This window comes from Neorhizobium puerariae, assembly GCF_042429745.1.
GTDB lineage: Bacteria > Pseudomonadota > Alphaproteobacteria > Rhizobiales > Rhizobiaceae > Neorhizobium > Neorhizobium puerariae.
This window is the reverse complement of record NZ_JBHMAA010000034.1, coordinates 18,302-34,325: the sequence shown is the minus strand read 5'-3', so window position 1 is coordinate 34,325 and position 16,024 is coordinate 18,302. Positions and strand designations below refer to the sequence as shown.

Genomic DNA, 16,024 nt, shown 5'->3' with positions numbered 1-16,024 from the left:
CGGAATCCTGTGGCGGATCGCCGAAACGGGTCGCCGCACCACGCAAATCCGCCTTTACCGCATAAACCGGCCCATTTCGTCGCGAAAATCGACAGGCTCTTTATTGTGACGGGATTTTATGATCTAGAGCGCCGCGAATTGCATTTCAGCATCTCATCCGTTCACCGCCGAAGACGCGTGGCAGCGGCAGCAAGGCCGTCCATCCCTAGGAGAAAGAAAGAATGTCGGAAACCAGCTATCCGGTGTATGGCGAAATCACCGGGCCGATCGTGATGATCGGCTTCGGCTCGATCGGCCGCGGCACCCTGCCGCTGATCGAACGCCACTTCAAGTTCGACAAGAGCCGGATGGTCGTGATCGACCCGCGCGACGACGAAGCAGGCATCCTCAAGAAGCACGGCGTCCTGCATATCAAGGAATATGTCACCAAAGACAACTACAAGGACCTGCTGAAGCCGCTGCTGACCGCCGGCGGCGGCCAGGGGTTCTGCGTCAACCTTTCCGTCGATACCGGCTCGCTCGACATCATGAAGCTGTGCCGCAAGCTCGACGTTCTCTACATCGACACGGTCGTCGAGCCCTGGCTCGGCTTCTACTTCGACAAGAACATGAAGAATGCCGACCGCACCAACTACGCGCTGCGTGAAACCGTGCGCAAGGAAAAGGCGAAGAACCCGGGCGGCGCGACGGCCGTCTCCACCTGCGGCGCCAACCCCGGCATGGTCTCCTGGTTCGTCAAGCAGGCGCTCGTCAACCTCGCCAGGGATACCGGCCTGAAGTTCGAGGAGCCGGACCAGCACGACCGCGAAGGCTGGGCGAAGCTGATGAAGAAACTCGGCGTCAAGGGCGTGCATATCGCCGAACGCGACACCCAGCGCACCAAGCATCCGAAGCCGCTCAACGTCTTCTGGAACACCTGGTCGGTGGAAGGCTTCATCTCCGAGGGCCTGCAGCCGGCCGAACTCGGCTGGGGCACCCATGAGGAATGGATGCCGAAGAACGCCAAGCAGCACAAGAAGGGCAACAAGGCGGCGATCTACCTGGAGCAACCCGGCGCCAACACCCGCGTCCGCTCCTGGTGCCCGACGCCCGGCGCGCAATACGGCTTCCTCGTCACCCACAACGAGTCGATCTCGATCGCCGATTATTTCACGGTGCGCGACAAGGACGGCGAAGTCACGTTCCGCCCGACCTGCCACTATGCCTACCATCCGGCCAACGACGCCGTGCTTTCCCTGCACGAGATGTTCGGCAACGGCGGCAATCCGCAGCCGGTTCATCACGTCCTCGACGAGGACGAGCTGGAGGACGGCATCGACGAACTCGGCGTGCTGCTCTACGGCCATGAAAAGAACGCCTACTGGTACGGTTCGCGCCTCTCCGTCGAGGAAACCCGCCGCATCGCTCCCTACCAGAACGCCACCGGCCTGCAGGTGACGTCCGCCGTCCTCGCCGGCATGGTCTGGGCGCTGGAAAACCCGGGCGCCGGCATCGTCGAGGCCGACGAGATCGACTACAAGCGCTGCCTGGAAGTCCAGCTTCCCTATCTCGGCCCGGTCGAAGGTCACTATACCGACTGGACCCCGCTCGACGGCCGCCCCGGCCTTTTCCCGGAAGACATCGACGAGAAGGACCCCTGGCAATTCAGGAACATCCTGGTCCGTTGACCGCTTGAGACCACGAAAAACCGCCTGCGGGAAACCCCAGGCGGTTTTTCTGTGGGTTGAAACTTCTTGCCTTTTCAAGGCCACATCTTGCGTTACATAAGTTCCAGGCGGCATGTTTGCGCCTCAAGGGACGGACCGATTCGCGGGAGACAGATTGATGAAACTGAAAGCGAGCCTTGCGCTCATCGCCGCCGCTGGCTTGACCGCCTGCGTATCTTCCCCTCCGCCACCCCAGCTCCCTCCGGCCCAGCCGCGGGGCGTGGAAGGCAAATGGGTCGATCCGAACGGCATCGTCTCCTCGTTCCAGGGCGGCACGTTCAACACCCGCTCCAGCGACAGCAACACGCTTCTCGCCTCGGGCACCTATGTCAGCCTCTCGCCGACGCTGGTCGAGATCAACATGACTTCCCTGGTGAGAAAGACCCAGTCGCGCGTCAATTGCGCGCTCGTGACGCCCAGCCAGCTCAACTGCACGCAGGACAGCGGCGCCCAGTTCTCGCTCACGCGGCGTAGCTGAACGATCCGCATATCCGTTTTCCGGAACCCCGCCTTGGCGGGGTTTTTCGCGTTTGCCGCGAGATGTCCTCCATGTGCACGATTGTCATATTTCCCTTGAAACGACCTTCTCTTGATGAAACCATGCGCCGCACAACGATTGTCACGGTGGAACGGTAGAACAATCGGGCAAGATGGGGCGGCGGGCAGCCGGCCGATAAAAAGGAGAGAGACCAGATGACGAAGAGATTGAGAATGGGGCTGATGACCGTTTCGGTTCTGGCCCTGTCCACCGGCGCGGCCCTCGCGGATTTCGAGCTCAATATCCTGCACATCAACGACTTCCATTCGCGTATCGAGTCCATCAACAAGACCGATTCCACCTGCTCTGCCGAAGATGAAGGCAAGGGCGAGTGCTTTGGCGGCGCAGCCCGCCTGCTGAGCGCCATCAACCAGACCCGCGACGCGCTGAAGGCCCAGAACAAGAATGTCATCCTGCTGAACGGCGGCGACAATTTCCAGGGCTCGCTCTTCTACACGACCTACAAGGGCGGCGCGGAAGCGGAAGTGCTGAACGCCATGAAGTTCGACGCCATGACCGTCGGCAACCATGAGTTCGACGATAGCGACGACGTGCTCGCCACCTTCCTTGACAAGATCCAGTTCCCGGTCGTGACCGCCAATGTCGTGCCGGCCGCCGCCGCCAAGATCGGCGACCGCATCAAGCCCTTCATCGTCCTCGACATCGGCGGCCAGAAGGTCGGCATCGTCGGCGCCGTCACCAACGACACGCCGGAAATCGCCAATCCCGGCCCGAACATCACGATCGCCGACGACGTGGCCAAGATCACCGAAGCCGTGCAGGCGGTGAAAGCGCAGGGCGTCAACAAGATCATCGCGCTGACCCATGTCGGCTACCCGCGCGATCTGGAAGCCATCGCCAAGATTCCGGATGTGGACGTGGTCGTCGGCGGCCACACCCATACATTGCTTTCCAACATCGCCAAGGATGCCGCCGGCCCCTACCCGACCTGGTCCGACAATCCGGGCGGCTACAAGGTTCCGGTCGTTCAGGCCTATCAATATTCGAAATATCTCGGCGACATGAAGGTCGTTTTCGACGACAACGGCGTCGTCAAGGAAGCCAACGGCGAGCCGATCCTCCTCGACAAGGCATTTCAGCCGGATCAGACGCTCGCTGCCCGCATCGTCGAGCTGAAGAAGCCGATCGAGGACATGAAGAAGAAGGTCGTCGGCGCCTCGGAAGGCGTCATCGACGGCGACCGCCGTTCCTGCCGTGCCAAGGAATGCTCGATGGGCAACCTTGTCACCGACGCCATGCTGGACCGGGTAAAGAACCAGGGCATCCAGATCGCCATCCAGAACGGCGGAGGCCTGCGCGCCTCGATCGACGCAGGCGAAGTGACCCAGGGCGAAGTCGTCAGCGTCCTGCCCTTCCAGAACACGCTCTCCACCTTCCAGCTTACCGGCGCCGACGTGGTGAAGGCGCTGGAGAACGGCGTCAGCCAGATCGATGACGGCGCCGGTCGCTTCCCCCAGGTGTCCGGCCTGAAATATTCCTTCGACAAGTCGAAGCCGGCCGGAGCCAAGGTCAGCGACGTGCAGGTCAAGGAAGGCGGGAACTTCGTGCCGATCGACCCCGCCAAGACCTATGGCGTCGTCTCCAACAACTTCATGCGCGCCGGCGGCGACGGCTATGCCGTCTTCAAGACCGGCGGCAAGAATGCCTACGACTACGGTCCGGACCTCGCCGACGTCACGGCCGAATTCATCGCCGCCCGCAATCCCTACAAGCCCTATACGGACGGCCACATCACCGACCTGACGCCCGCAAGCTACACGCCGCCGCCGAAGCCCGCTCCGGCGGCTCCTCCGGCGCCGGCTGCAACGGCCGCTCCCGCTGCGCCCGCTCCCACGGCTGCGGCTCCTGCCGCGCCGGCGGCCCCGGCCCCGTCGCAGACCGCTGCCGCGCCCGCAGCCCCTGCACCGGCCGCGCCCGCGCCGGCAGCCTCTGCTGCACCTCAGCCGGCGGGCCCGGCCAAATATACGGTCGCCAAGGGTGACTCGCTCTGGAAGATCGCCGAAAGCCACTATGGCAACGGTGCGGAATGGACGAAGATCGCCAAGGCCAACGGACTGCGCCACCCGAACCTTCTCCATGTCGGAGCGGAGCTGGAACTGCCGGCGAAGTAAGCCGGCTTGAACTGGACGATTTGTCTCTTCTCAAATGCCGGTCCGGGCTTTCCCGGACCGGTTTTTGTTTCTAAATAACCGGCACGCGACCGGAAAGATATCGATTCCGGGCTTCTCAAGCTTGAAAGGCGGCCATGCTTTCCCAATCCGATCCCATGTCCACCGGCCACCTGCAGCCGAGTTCCGGCAAAGTCGGCGTGCTGCTCGTCAATCTCGGCACGCCGGACGGCACCGACTACTGGCCGATGCGGCGCTATCTCGCGGAATTCCTCTCGGACCGGCGGGTGATCGAGTGGTCGCGGCTCTACTGGTATCCCATCCTCTATGGCATCGTATTGAGCAAACGGCCGCAGAAGGTCGGCAAGGCCTACGAGGCGATCTGGAACAAGGACCTGAACGAAAGCTACCTGCGCACCTACACCCGTAACCAGGGCGAGCTGATGGCCGAGCGGTTGAAGGACCTGCCGAACGTCGTGGTCGACTGGGCGATGCGTTACGGCCAGCCATCGATCGCCTCGCGCATCGATGCCCTGAAGGAACGGGGCTGCGACAAGCTCCTCGTCTTCCCGCTCTATCCGCAATACTCGGCCTCCACGACGGCGACCGTCAACGACAAGGCTTTCGAGCATCTGATGAAGCTGCGCTGGCAGCCGGCCGTCCGCACCGTGCCCCCCTATCCCGGCGATCCGGCCTATATCGAGGCGCTCGCCGCCTCCGTACGGCAGAAGCTCTCGACGCTCGACTGGCAGCCGGAAATGCTGCTCGCCTCCTTCCACGGCATCCCGATCTCCTATTCCGAAAAAGGCGATCCCTATCGCCAGCAGTGCGAAACCACCGCCCGTCTGCTGCGCGACGCGCTCGGCCTGACGGACAGGAATTTCATGCTCACCTTCCAGTCCCGCTTCGGGCCGGAGGAATGGCTGCAGCCCTACACGGACAAGACGGTTGAGAAACTTGCCGAACAGGGCGTCAGACGCATCGCGGTGATGAATCCCGGCTTCGTGTCGGATTGCCTGGAAACACTGGAGGAAATCGCCGGCGAGGCGGCCGAGACCTTCCTGCACCATGGCGGCGAGAAATTCGCGCACATCCCCTGCCTCAACGACAGCGAAGGCGGCATGACCGTGCTGGAAAAGGTGGTACGCCGGGAACTGCAGGGCTGGGTTTGAGGCTCTACCTCACCTCTTCAGCCCTGAACCCCTCGGTCGCCGCCTTCCAGAAATCCGCATCCTCGTAATCCGTCGGATCATTGATGCCTGCGAGATGGAAAGCTTCCCGCCGTTCGACGCAGGTTCCGCAGCGGCCGCAATGGCGCACGCCGCCCTTGTAGCAGGACCATGTCTCGGCGAATGGAACGCCGTGGCGTGCGCCGTCCGCGACGATCTCCGCCTTGGAGCCGTTGACATAGGGGGCAAGCAGCTTCACCGACGCATAACCGTCGAGCGCATGGTCCTGCATCGTCTGGAAGGCATTGATGAAGCCCGGACGGCAATCGGGATAGATGAAATGGTCGCCGCCATGGACGGCGATCGCTATCGCCTCCGCCTGCCTTGCCGCCGCGATGCCGAATGCGACGGCAAGCATGATCGCATTGCGGTTCGGCACGACCGTGATGCGCATCGTCTCCTCCGCATAATGCCCGTCCGGCACGTCGACGTCGTCGGTCAGGGCCGAGCCGGAAAGCTCGCCGCCGATCGTCCGCATGTCGACGACCTGATGAGGGACGCCGAGCCTTCCGGCGCAGGCGGCCGCGAAGTCGAGTTCCTTGCGATGCCGCTGGCCGTAGTCGAACGAGACAAGACCGAGAAGTTCTTGCTCCCCCGCAATCCTGTGTGCAAGGGAAACGGAGTCCAGTCCGCCGGAGCAGACGACGATGGTTTTCATGATCAGGTATCCTTGTTTTGACCGGGTAGGCTGCGACCGGTATTGCAGTTCTTCCCTTTAGAATGCCCCGGCCTGCTTGTGAACCGCATCCCGGTTGAATAGGATCAGGCCACGCAAGAGGAAAGCCGGAGGAAAATCATGGTTCTAGGTGGCTTCGATATCGTCGTGATCGCAGCGGTCATTCTGGCCATCCTGATCCTGTTCGCCGGGATCAAGACCGTGCCGCAGGGTTTTTGCTACACCGTGGAACGCTTCGGCCGCTACACGCGCACGCTCGAACCGGGCCTCAACCTGATCACGCCCTTCATCGAGCGCATCGGCGCCCGCATGAACGTCATGGAACAGGTGCTCGACATTCCGACGCAGGAGGTCATCACCAAGGACAACGCCAGCGTTTCGGCCGATGCCGTCGCGTTCTATCAGGTGCTCAATCCGGCCCAGGCCGCCTACCAGATATCCAATCTGGAAAACGCCATCCAGAACCTCACGATGACCAATATCCGCTCGGTCATGGGCTCGATGGACCTCGATGAACTGCTTTCCAATCGCGACGTCATCAACGAGCGGCTCCTTCGGGTCGTGGACGAGGCCGTGCACCCCTGGGGCATCAAGGTCACCCGCATCGAGATCAAGGACATCCAGCCACCGGCGGACCTCGTCGAATCCATGGCGCGGCAGATGAAAGCGGAGCGCGAAAAGCGCGCCCAGATTCTCGAAGCCGAAGGCGCCCGCAACGCCCAGATCCTTCGCGCGGAGGGCGCCAAGCAGGCCGCGGTGCTGCAGGCGGAAGGCGAACGCGAAGCCGCCTTCCGGGAGGCGGAGGCGCGCGAGCGCCTGGCGGAAGCGGAAGCCAAGGCGACGCAGGCCGTCTCACAGGCGATCGCCGCCGGCGACGTGCAGGCCATCAACTATTTCGTGGCGCAGAAATATACCGAGGCGCTGGTGGAAATCGGCAAGGCGACCAACGCCAAGATCGTGCTGATGCCGCTCGAAGCCTCCTCCATCATCGGCTCTCTCGGCGGCATCGGCGCCATTGCCAAGGAGGTCTTCGGGGATGGCCCTGCCCCGGGCGCGCCGCACCGGCCTGCGGTCGCCCCCCGCCCGCCTCTGGCTCCGCGCACGACGCCAACCGTCGGCCCCTTCACACCGCCATCCGAGACCTGAGCCATGATCCACGATCTCGTGAGCGGTCTCGGCCCCTGGAGCTGGTGGATTCTCGGTCTCGCCCTGCTCGCCGCCGAGCTCGCCGCACCGGGCGTTTTCCTGATCTGGATCGGGGTCGCCGCGATCGTCGTCGGCGCGCTGTCGCTGGCCCTCTGGGAGACCGGGTTCTGGAGCTGGCAGATCCAGCTCTTGCTCTTCGCCCTGCTCTCGATCGGTTTCGCGCTTGCCGGCCGCCGCTTTTACGCCGGCCGCGGCCAGGCAAGCGACGAGCCTCTGCTGAACCGTCGCGGCGAAAGCCTGGTCGGCCGCACCGCGACGCTTCGCGAACCGATCACGGAAGGGCGCGGCCGCATTCACCTCGACGACACCTGGTGGTCCGTCATGGGGCCGGATCTGCCGGCCGGTACGCGCGTGAAGGTGGTTGCCGCAAGCGGCCGCGATCTCACCGTCGAGACCGCCTGAAACTGCAGGCGTCAGGCGACGCCGACGCGCAACAGATCGTGGAAATGCACGATGCCGATCGGCTTGCGATCCTCGTCAACGACGAGCAATGCGCCGATATTGTGCTTGTTGAGAAGCGCCATCGCGGCCGTGGCAAGGGTCTCCTTGCGGACCGTCTTCGGATTCGTCGTCATCACGTCGTCGACCAGCGTCTCGCGCAGGTTGACATCGAGATGACGGGCGATATCGCCATCGGTGACGACACCGCAAAGGCATCCGTCGTCATCGATCACACCGACGCAGCCGAAACGCTTGTGCGACAGTTCCTGGATGGCCTCGGGCATGGAGACGCCCTTCTTCACCAGCGGAAGCCGCTCGCCGGTATGCATCAGGTCGCTGACGTGGGAGAGCATCGCGCCGAGCTTGCCGCCCGGATGATAGACGCGGAAATCGGTCGCCGAGAAGCCGCGTGCTTCAAGAAGCGCGACGGCGAGCGCATCCCCCATGGCGAGCTGCATCAGCGTCGACGTGGTCGGCGCCAGGCCGTGCGGACAGGCCTCCTGCTCCTTGGGCAGGAGCAGGACGACATCGGCCTCGCGGGCAAGCGTCGAAAGCCCGCCAGAGGTCAGCGCGATCAACGGAATGGAAAAACGCCGGGTAAACGAAACGATACCCTGCAACTCCGCGGTCTCCCCGCTCCAGGAAAGGGCGAGCACCACGTCGCCCGCAGCGATCATGCCGAGATCGCCGTGATTGGCTTCCACCGGATGAACGAAGAAGGCGGGCGTGCCGGTCGATGCAAGGCTTGCGGCGATCTTGCGGCCGATATGGCCGCTCTTGCCGACGCCGGTCACGACGACCCGGCCATCGATGCTACCTATAATTTCCACCGCCTTGCGGAAACTCTCGCCCAGACCGTTCTGAAGGGCTTCTTCCAGTGCGTTAAGCCCTTGTTTCCCGAAGGAAATCGTCCTTAACGCAGAGTCGACGACGTCATGTTCGACAAGTTGCAAAGCTCTCTTGATCATGACGAAGCCTTAGCGCCTTTCATCTCCCAAGTCCACCTGCATTGCACTATCGCCGCCATCTTCCCGGGACGATACGCAGGCTCAACCAAACGTTAACCACATGGCTTTACGTTTGGGTAAGCATTCCGATCGCCCAGGCAGGCCTATGAAGATCACCACGAGCAAAGGCAGGACGCGTGAGCGGCGCCGGACGGCGGTCGGCTTGCTGTTTGCCTGCTCGGCCCTCGTCTCGCCGGCCATCGCCCAGACGCAAAGCCCTTTCCCACCGCGGGAAGGCTCCCTGCCGACCGTGACCGGCACGGCGGCGGCGTCCTCCGCAACGGTTCCGGGAAGCACGGTTGCGACGCAGACGGATATCAATGCCACCGGCGTCGTCGGCGACCCGAACCGGAACGATCCGAACGTCACCACCGGTACGATACCGGGAAACAGCCGGACGGCCGGTATCGACCCTCCCTACGAAGAGGATCTGAACCAGCCTTACGATCAGACGCTGGACCCCGGGTCCGAGCCGATCGATGCACAGGAACAGCCGCGGGAACCAGGCGATCCGACCGGCATCCGTCTCGGCAGCTTCCTTCTCCGCCCGTCGGTGAACCAGAGCGTCGATACGGAAATCACCCGTTCCAGCGGAACGAAGACCCAGCGCGATTATCTGGCGACCGCCATCCGCGGCACCCTCTCCTCCGACTGGTCGCGCCATTCGCTGACGGTCACCGGGGAAGGCACGTTCGAACGGAACATCAGCGGCGGCGACCGGGGGGAACGCCCGGAAGCCAACATCAATGCCGATCTCCGGCTCGATCTTGCCGATGATACGGTTGCCCATGTCACCGGCGGCTACAGATTCACGCGCGAGGACGATTACGATCCGAATGCCATCGGCGGCGCCACGACCCAATCGGGCGTCAACGAGTTCACTGGCGGCCTCTCGGTGGAGCGCGATTTTGGCAAGGTTCGCGGCACGGCCGCGCTCGATCTTTCCCGCGCGAGCTATACCGACGCCAAACTTTCCGATGGCACCGTTCTCAGCATGAAGGATCGCAACAACACGGGCATCGATGGCCGCCTGCGGCTCGGCTACGAGCTTTCGCCCGCATTGATCCCTTATGTGGAAGTGGCGACCGGCCACACCTTCTACGACCGGAAGCGCGACAATTCCGGCTACGCCCGGTCCTCGCAAAGTTATGCGGCCCGGACGGGCGTGGAATTCGACCTGGGGGAAAAGCTGCGCGGCGAGATCGGCACCGGCTACGAATTCGTCGACTACGAGGACAGCCGCCTGAAATCGGTCGGCGCGGTCACCTTCAACGGCAACGCGACCTGGTCGCCGCAGCGCGGCACCAACGTCAATCTCGGCCTTCGCACGACGGTGCAGGATTCGACCACCGCGGGTGAAAGCGGCTGGGTGGAATACCAGCTCACCGCCGGGCTTGCCCACGAGATGCGCGACAACCTCATAGCCCGGCTTACCGGCGGTTCGACCCTCCGCGATTTTTCGAGCGGCAACAGCGACGAGACCGTCTGGGTCGCCGGCGCGGGCCTCACCTGGGCGATCAATCGCTATCTCGACCTGACCGGCGACGTGGAATACGAGCGTGCCGATGGCGGGGGATCGGATGAAAGCATCGTCCGCGCAGGCGTCGGCCTCACGCTGAAACGCTGACCCCCAGCAAAAACCCGGGCACTTGGCCCGGGCTCTTTTTTAAACAGTGCTTCGTTTCTTACTTCAGCGTCGAAATCAGCGCCTTGAGCGGCCCCTCGATTGCCGGACGGATATCGGCGCGTTGCAGCGCGAAGGCGAGGTTTGCAAGAATGAAACCGTCCTTGGCGCCGCAGTCATAGGTCTCGCCGGTGAACTTGTAGGCGGAGAAATCCTGGTCCCTGGCAAGCGTCAGCATGCCGTCCGTGAGCTGGATCTCATTGCCGGCGCCACGTTCCTGCGTTTCCAGGATCTTGAAGATCTCGGGCTGCAGGATGTAGCGGCCGTTGATGTAGAGATTGGACGGCGCGGTGCCCCTGGCGGGCTTTTCCACCATCTGGGTGATCTTGAAGCCATCGCCGACAGCCGCGCCGACCCCGACGATGCCGTATTTGTGCGCCTGGTCCGGATCGCATTCCTGCACGGCGAGCACGTTGCCGCCGGTCTGCGCATAAAGCTCGACCATGCCCTTCAGGCAACCCTTTTCCGCCGACATGATCATGTCCGGCAGAAGCACGGCGAAAGGCTCGTCACCGACGATGTCGCGGGCGCACCATACCGCATGGCCGAGACCGAGCGGCACCTGCTGGCGCGTGAAACTCGCCGTGCCCGCCTTCGGCAGAAGACCGGCGAGCAGGGTGAGTTCGGCATTCTTGTTGCGCTCGCGCAGCATCTGTTCCAGTTCGTACTGGATGTCGAAATAATCTTCGATGACGCCCTTGCCACGGCCGGTCACGAAAACGAAATGCTCGATCCCCGCTTCGGCCGCCTCATCCACGACATACTGGATGACGGGCTTGTCGACCACCGTCAGCATTTCCTTCGGCACGGCCTTGGTTGCGGGCAGGAAGCGCGTACCCAGACCTGCTACCGGAAAGACTGCCTTACGGATCTTTTTTTGTTGTGCCACTCGTGCCTCCTGAAAGCACATCATTGTGCGAGTTGTGCCATTCCTGGCGTCTATCCGCGAATTGCTACCGTTTCGCAAAGACTGCCGCCGATCGGATTTCCATGGTAAAGAATTTGTTGACCCTATTCTGTTATTACATCGTTAAGCCGCATGCCACTCTCGCCTTCGGGCTTGGTTAAGAAGAAGAATGGACACGACTGCCGATGAAGACATTTCGCACCAACCTCCTGCGCGGGCTCGCTTTCTCCCTGTTCGCCGGACTGGCCACGGCGACAATGCCGATAGATGCCCAGGCCGATGCCGGTTTCAAGGCGTGGATCGTAAAATTCTACGACACCGCGGCCAGGAGCGGCATCACCCGTTCCACCTACGAGAAAGCCTTTGCCGGCATTACCGAGCCGGACCGGGACGTGCTCGAAAAGGCGGCCTATCAGCCTGAGTTCAAGTCGAAGATTTGGGACTATCTCGATTCCCGCGTCAACCCCTACACAGTGCGCATCGGCCGCGAGATGGCCGCCAAATACGGTTCCACGCTGAACGCACTGGAACGACATTTCGGCGTCGACAAGAACATCCTTCTCGCCATCTGGTCGATGGAATCCAATTACGGCGCGGTTCTGGAAAAGCCCGATCGCCTGCACCACGTTCCGCAGGCGCTGGCGACACTGGCCTGGGGCGATTCGAGCCGCTCGAAATATGCGCGCACGCAGCTCATCGCCGCCCTGAAGATCCTCCAGTCGGGCGATGTGACGCCGAAGCAGCTCACCGGCTCCTGGGCAGGCGCCATGGGCCATACGCAGTTCATCCCCACGAGCTACCTGCTCTACGCCATCGATGCGGACGGCAACGGCAAGCGGGACATCTGGCACTCCGTGCCGGATGCGCTCGCCACCTCCGCCAACCTGCTCGCCAAGAACGGCTGGACCACGGGCAAGACCTGGGGCTACGAAACCGCACTTCCCGCCAATGGCGCGCGCTACGAGGGCCAGACCAGGACGCTCGCCGAATGGGCAAAACTCGGCTTTGCCCGCGCCAACGGCAAGAATTTCCCCCGCGGCGCCGACCGCGCCACGCTGAAGCTGATGGCAGGCGAGAACGGGCCGGCCTTCCTCATGCTCAAGAACTTCTTCGTGGTGAAGCGCTACAATGCCGCAGACAGCTATGCGCTGGCGGTCGGACTGCTGGCCGACGAGATCGCCGGCTACGGTGGCGTGCAGCAGGCATGGCCCCGGCCGAACGGCACGCTCGACATCAGGCAGAAGTTCGAACTGCAGACGCGCATGAAGGAGCTCGGCTATTACGACGGCGAGGTCGACGGGAACTTCGGCTCCGGCTCGAAGGCCGCCATCTCCGCGATCCAGAAACGGCTCGGCATGCAGCAGAGCGGCGAGCCGTCACGGCAACTTCTCGAAGCTTTGCGTTGACAAGCGGGCATCGCGCCCCACATCGTTTCTCGAAATAAACGCCTGTGGATGCGTAAGGCGTCAAAGACATGAAGGCTTTGCAGAATATCGGCGGACAACGGATTTGGGCTCGCCTGGGCGTATTCCTCCTTGCCCTGGTGCTCGCCGTGCCGGCCGGAACACCTCCGGCTTCGGCTCAGGAGCCCGCACCGCGCCGTAACCTCTTCGACCTTCTGTTCGGCGGACCGCGTTACGAGCGTTACGAACGCTACGACCCCTATCAGCGCGCACCCCGTCGCCGCTATGATCGCAACGGTTCGATCGTCGACGTCCCCGCCCGTCCGCCGCGCAACCGGACCGCGCCCGGGCGGGCTGCGCCGCCGCGCGCCCAGCAGCCCGTCGTGCCCCCTGCCCCGGAACCCGTCGCCAAGCTTGAGAATGCCAAGCAGATCCTGGTGATCGGGGACTTCATGGCCGGCGGCCTCGGCGGCGAGCTGGAAAACGCGTTCGCGACGTCTCCCGGAGTGGCCGTCAGCCAGCGCAGCGACGGTTCGTCCGGGCTCGTCCGGCAGGATCATTTCGACTGGCCGCGGGAACTTCCCCTCATGCTGGACGAGGCGAAACCCGCCGTCGTCGTGGTGATGATCGGCGCCAACGACCGCCAGCAGATGACGACCGGCGACGCAAAGGAAAAATTCCGAAGCGACGCGTGGTTCAAGGAATACGAGACGCGCGTGGCCGAGCTGGCCGGCATCGTCACCTCCCGCAAGCTGCCGCTGCTCTGGGTCGGCCTGCCTTCGTTCCAGTCACCCTCGATGATGGCCGACGCGGTGACCCTCAACGCCATCTACCGGAACCAGACGGAAAAGGCCGGCGGAGAATTCGTGGATATCTGGGAAGGCTTCGTGGACGAGGACGGCAAGTTCGTCATCACCGGCTCGGACGTCAACGGCCAGCAGGTGCGCCTGCGCGGCTCGGACGGCATCACCTTCACCAAGGCCGGCAAGCAGAAGCTTGCCTTCTACGTGGAAAAATTCGTGCGCCGACATGTGGGCGACATGGCAAGCCCCGATCTGGTCAAGCTCGACGGCAGCAACCTGCCGCCGCTTTCGACGCTCCCGAACGCCGCTGGCCAGACGGTTCCGGCGCATCCGATCAGTCTTTCCGACCCGGAGCTCGACGGCGGCAAGGACCTGCTCGGAGCCGCTCCGCTCCCCGCCGTTGCGGTGGAAACGCCGCGCGACAGGCTGGTCAAGCGCGGAGAACTTCCCCCCGCCCCCACCGGCCGCATCGACGATTACCGGGTGCCGGCCGCCGGATCGGCGACGCGGTAAGCTGATCCGGAGCCTCTCGTCCGGCCGCCGCCTCTTCTTGCAGGCACAGCCGGGGCTTCATGTTCCGGCTTTGGAGGAGCTGGCTGTCTCACCGTTTGGAGATCCAGCCAACCCGCGCCGGGAACGACGCGTTTACCGCGGCAGAACGGAGCTTCCCATCAGGGCCTCGTCGATCGCGCGTGCCGCCTGCCGGCCCTCGCGGATCGCCCAGACCACCAGCGACTGGCCGCGGCGCACGTCGCCCGCCGTCCAGAGCTTGTCGACCGAGGTCTTGTAGTCGCGCTCGTTGGCGACGACATTGGTCGAGCCGCGGCGGTCTACGTTGACATCAAGCTTGCCGTCGAGTTCCGTCAGCACGCCTTCCTTCAGCGGGCCGGAGAAGCCGATGGCGATGAAGGCGAGGTCCGCCTTGATGATGAATTCCGTGCCGGCGATCGGCTTGCGGCGCTCGTCGACTTCGCAGCAACGGACACCGGTGAGCTGGCCGTCCTCGCCGACGAACTCGAGCGTCGCCACCTGGAACTCGCGCACCGCGCCCTCCGCCTGGGACGACGAGGTGCGCATCTTCGTGGCCCAGAACGGCCAGACGGCAAGCTTGTCTTCCTTTTCCGGCGGCTGCGGGCGGATGTCGAGCTGGGTCACCTTGACGGCGCCCTGGCGGAAGGCCGTGCCGACGCAGTCGGACGCCGTGTCGCCGCCGCCGACGACGACGACATGCTTGGCGCCAGCAAGGATCGGATCGGACGGCCACGCGACGCTGTCGATGTTCTCGCGGCCGATGCGGCGGTTCTGCTGCACCAGATAGGGCATCGCGTCATAGACACCATGCAGGTCGGCTCCGGGAATGCCGGCCGGACGCGGGGTTTCCGAACCGCCGCAATAAAGCACGGCGTCGTGATCGGCGATCAGCTTTTCGACCGGCATGTCGACCCCGACATTGACGCCGGTATGGAACGTGACGCCCTCGCCCTTCATCTGCTCGACGCGGCGGTCGATGAAGTTCTTCTCCATCTTGAAGTCCGGAATGCCGTAGCGCAGCAGGCCGCCGGGCTTCGACTCGCGCTCGTAGACATGCACGTCGTGGCCGGCGCGGCCGAGCTGCTGGGCCGCCGCCATGCCGGCCGGGCCGGAGCCGACGATGGCGACCTTCTTGCCGGTGTGGACCGTCGCCGGCTGCGGCGCGATGAACCCGAGCTCATAGGCCTTGTCGGCAAGCGCCTGCTCGACGGTCTTGATGGCGACCGGCGCATCCTCGAGGTTCAGCGTGCAGGCTTCTTCGCAGGGTGCGGGGCAGACGCGGCCGGTGAATTCCGGGAAGTTGTTGGTGGAATGGAGGTTACGGATCGCCTCCTCCCACTTGTTGTTGTAGACGAGGTCGTTCCAGTCCGGAATCTGGTTGTGAACCGGACAGCCGGTCGGGCCATGGCAATAGGGAATGCCACAGTCCATGCAGCGCGCCGCCTGCTTGGTGACTTCCGCGTCCGACATCGGGATCGTGAATTCGCGGAAATGGCGGATGCGGTCGGAGGCCGGCTGATACTTCGCCACCTGCCGGTCGATTTCCAGGAAACCCGTTACCTTGCCCAATGATCTACCCTCACGTCTAAACTACAGAGCCACAGGCCCCCAATACCAGCAGGCAAGGCCCAAGGCCGCCCCCAGCGCGATGAATTCAAACCCGGCCATCCCGTTGACCAGATAAACTGCAGTCGGGACTGCGGTTACGATAGCCAACGACAGCAGCAGATGAACAACGGCACCAACGCGCACCTTCATATCCTT

Annotated in this window: 13 protein-coding genes; 9 read left to right on the top strand and 4 right to left on the bottom strand. The window is 63.5% G+C overall.

The genetic code is table 11. The features are described 5' to 3' along the window. The first annotated feature begins 221 nt into the window (after window positions 1-221). The 4 genes from ACFFP0_RS26875 (at window position 222) to hemH (ending at window position 5,545) form a co-directional block, all read left to right on the top strand. A complete protein-coding gene (locus ACFFP0_RS26875; RefSeq protein ID WP_377265291.1) occupies window positions 222-1,667 on the top strand; it encodes a homospermidine synthase in 1,446 nt (481 codons plus the stop codon). A gap of 157 nt (window positions 1,668-1,824) precedes the next feature. Continuing rightward, a complete protein-coding gene (gene omp10, locus ACFFP0_RS26870; RefSeq protein WP_377265290.1) occupies window positions 1,825-2,184 on the top strand; it encodes an outer membrane lipoprotein Omp10 in 360 nt (119 codons plus the stop codon). A gap of 215 nt (window positions 2,185-2,399) precedes the next feature. Next, window positions 2,400-4,376, top strand: a complete 1,977-nt coding sequence (locus ACFFP0_RS26865) for a 5'-nucleotidase C-terminal domain-containing protein (protein WP_377265289.1) — start codon at window positions 2,400-2,402, stop codon at window positions 4,374-4,376. 134 nt (window positions 4,377-4,510) lie between these two features. Continuing rightward, on the top strand, window positions 4,511-5,545 hold the full coding sequence (gene hemH, locus ACFFP0_RS26860) for a ferrochelatase (protein WP_377265288.1): 1,035 nt from the start codon (window positions 4,511-4,513) through the stop codon (window positions 5,543-5,545). 4 nt (window positions 5,546-5,549) lie between these two features. Here hemH and queC read toward each other — a convergent pair whose 3' ends face one another. After that, window positions 5,550-6,260, bottom strand: a complete 711-nt coding sequence (gene queC, locus ACFFP0_RS26855) for a 7-cyano-7-deazaguanine synthase QueC (protein WP_377265287.1) — start codon at window positions 6,258-6,260, stop codon at window positions 5,550-5,552. A 138-nt stretch (window positions 6,261-6,398) separates the two neighbouring features. On the opposite strand from queC, the gene ACFFP0_RS26850 reads away from it, so the two are divergent. Beyond that, window positions 6,399-7,424 (top strand): SPFH domain-containing protein, encoded by a 1,026-nt coding sequence (locus tag ACFFP0_RS26850; RefSeq protein WP_377265285.1) that lies wholly within the window; start codon window positions 6,399-6,401, stop codon window positions 7,422-7,424. 3 nt (window positions 7,425-7,427) lie between these two features. Next, window positions 7,428-7,886 (top strand): NfeD family protein, encoded by a 459-nt coding sequence (locus tag ACFFP0_RS26845; RefSeq protein ID WP_377265284.1) that lies wholly within the window; start codon window positions 7,428-7,430, stop codon window positions 7,884-7,886. A gap of 11 nt (window positions 7,887-7,897) precedes the next feature. Here the strand turns inward: ACFFP0_RS26845 and ACFFP0_RS26840 are convergent, their stop codons facing one another. Beyond that, window positions 7,898-8,893, bottom strand: coding sequence for a KpsF/GutQ family sugar-phosphate isomerase (locus ACFFP0_RS26840; RefSeq protein WP_377265283.1), 996 nt, complete (start codon window positions 8,891-8,893; stop codon window positions 7,898-7,900). 145 nt (window positions 8,894-9,038) lie between these two features. On the opposite strand from ACFFP0_RS26840, the gene ACFFP0_RS26835 reads away from it, so the two are divergent. After that, window positions 9,039-10,559: an outer membrane beta-barrel protein gene (locus ACFFP0_RS26835; protein ID WP_377265282.1), complete on the top strand. Its 1,521-nt coding sequence runs from the start codon at window positions 9,039-9,041 to the stop codon at window positions 10,557-10,559. Between the two features lie 58 nt (window positions 10,560-10,617). On the opposite strand, the gene galU is transcribed toward ACFFP0_RS26835, so the two are convergent. Further along, window positions 10,618-11,505 carry a UTP--glucose-1-phosphate uridylyltransferase GalU gene (galU, locus tag ACFFP0_RS26830; protein WP_377265281.1) on the bottom strand — a complete coding sequence of 296 codons (888 nt, stop codon included), beginning with the start codon at window positions 11,503-11,505 and terminating at the stop codon, window positions 10,618-10,620. 203 nt (window positions 11,506-11,708) lie between these two features. On the opposite strand from galU, the gene ACFFP0_RS26825 reads away from it, so the two are divergent. Both ACFFP0_RS26825 and ACFFP0_RS26820 read left to right on the top strand, forming a co-directional pair. After that, entirely contained in the window at window positions 11,709-12,929 is a 1,221-nt protein-coding gene (locus ACFFP0_RS26825) for a lytic murein transglycosylase (protein WP_377265280.1), read from the top strand. A gap of 68 nt (window positions 12,930-12,997) precedes the next feature. Beyond that, on the top strand, window positions 12,998-14,242 hold the full coding sequence (locus tag ACFFP0_RS26820) for an SGNH/GDSL hydrolase family protein (protein WP_377265279.1): 1,245 nt from the start codon (window positions 12,998-13,000) through the stop codon (window positions 14,240-14,242). 132 nt (window positions 14,243-14,374) lie between these two features. Here the strand turns inward: ACFFP0_RS26820 and ACFFP0_RS26815 are convergent, their stop codons facing one another. Then, window positions 14,375-15,829, bottom strand: a complete 1,455-nt coding sequence (locus ACFFP0_RS26815) for a glutamate synthase subunit beta (protein WP_377265278.1) — start codon at window positions 15,827-15,829, stop codon at window positions 14,375-14,377. Window positions 15,830-16,024 lie beyond the last annotated feature (195 nt).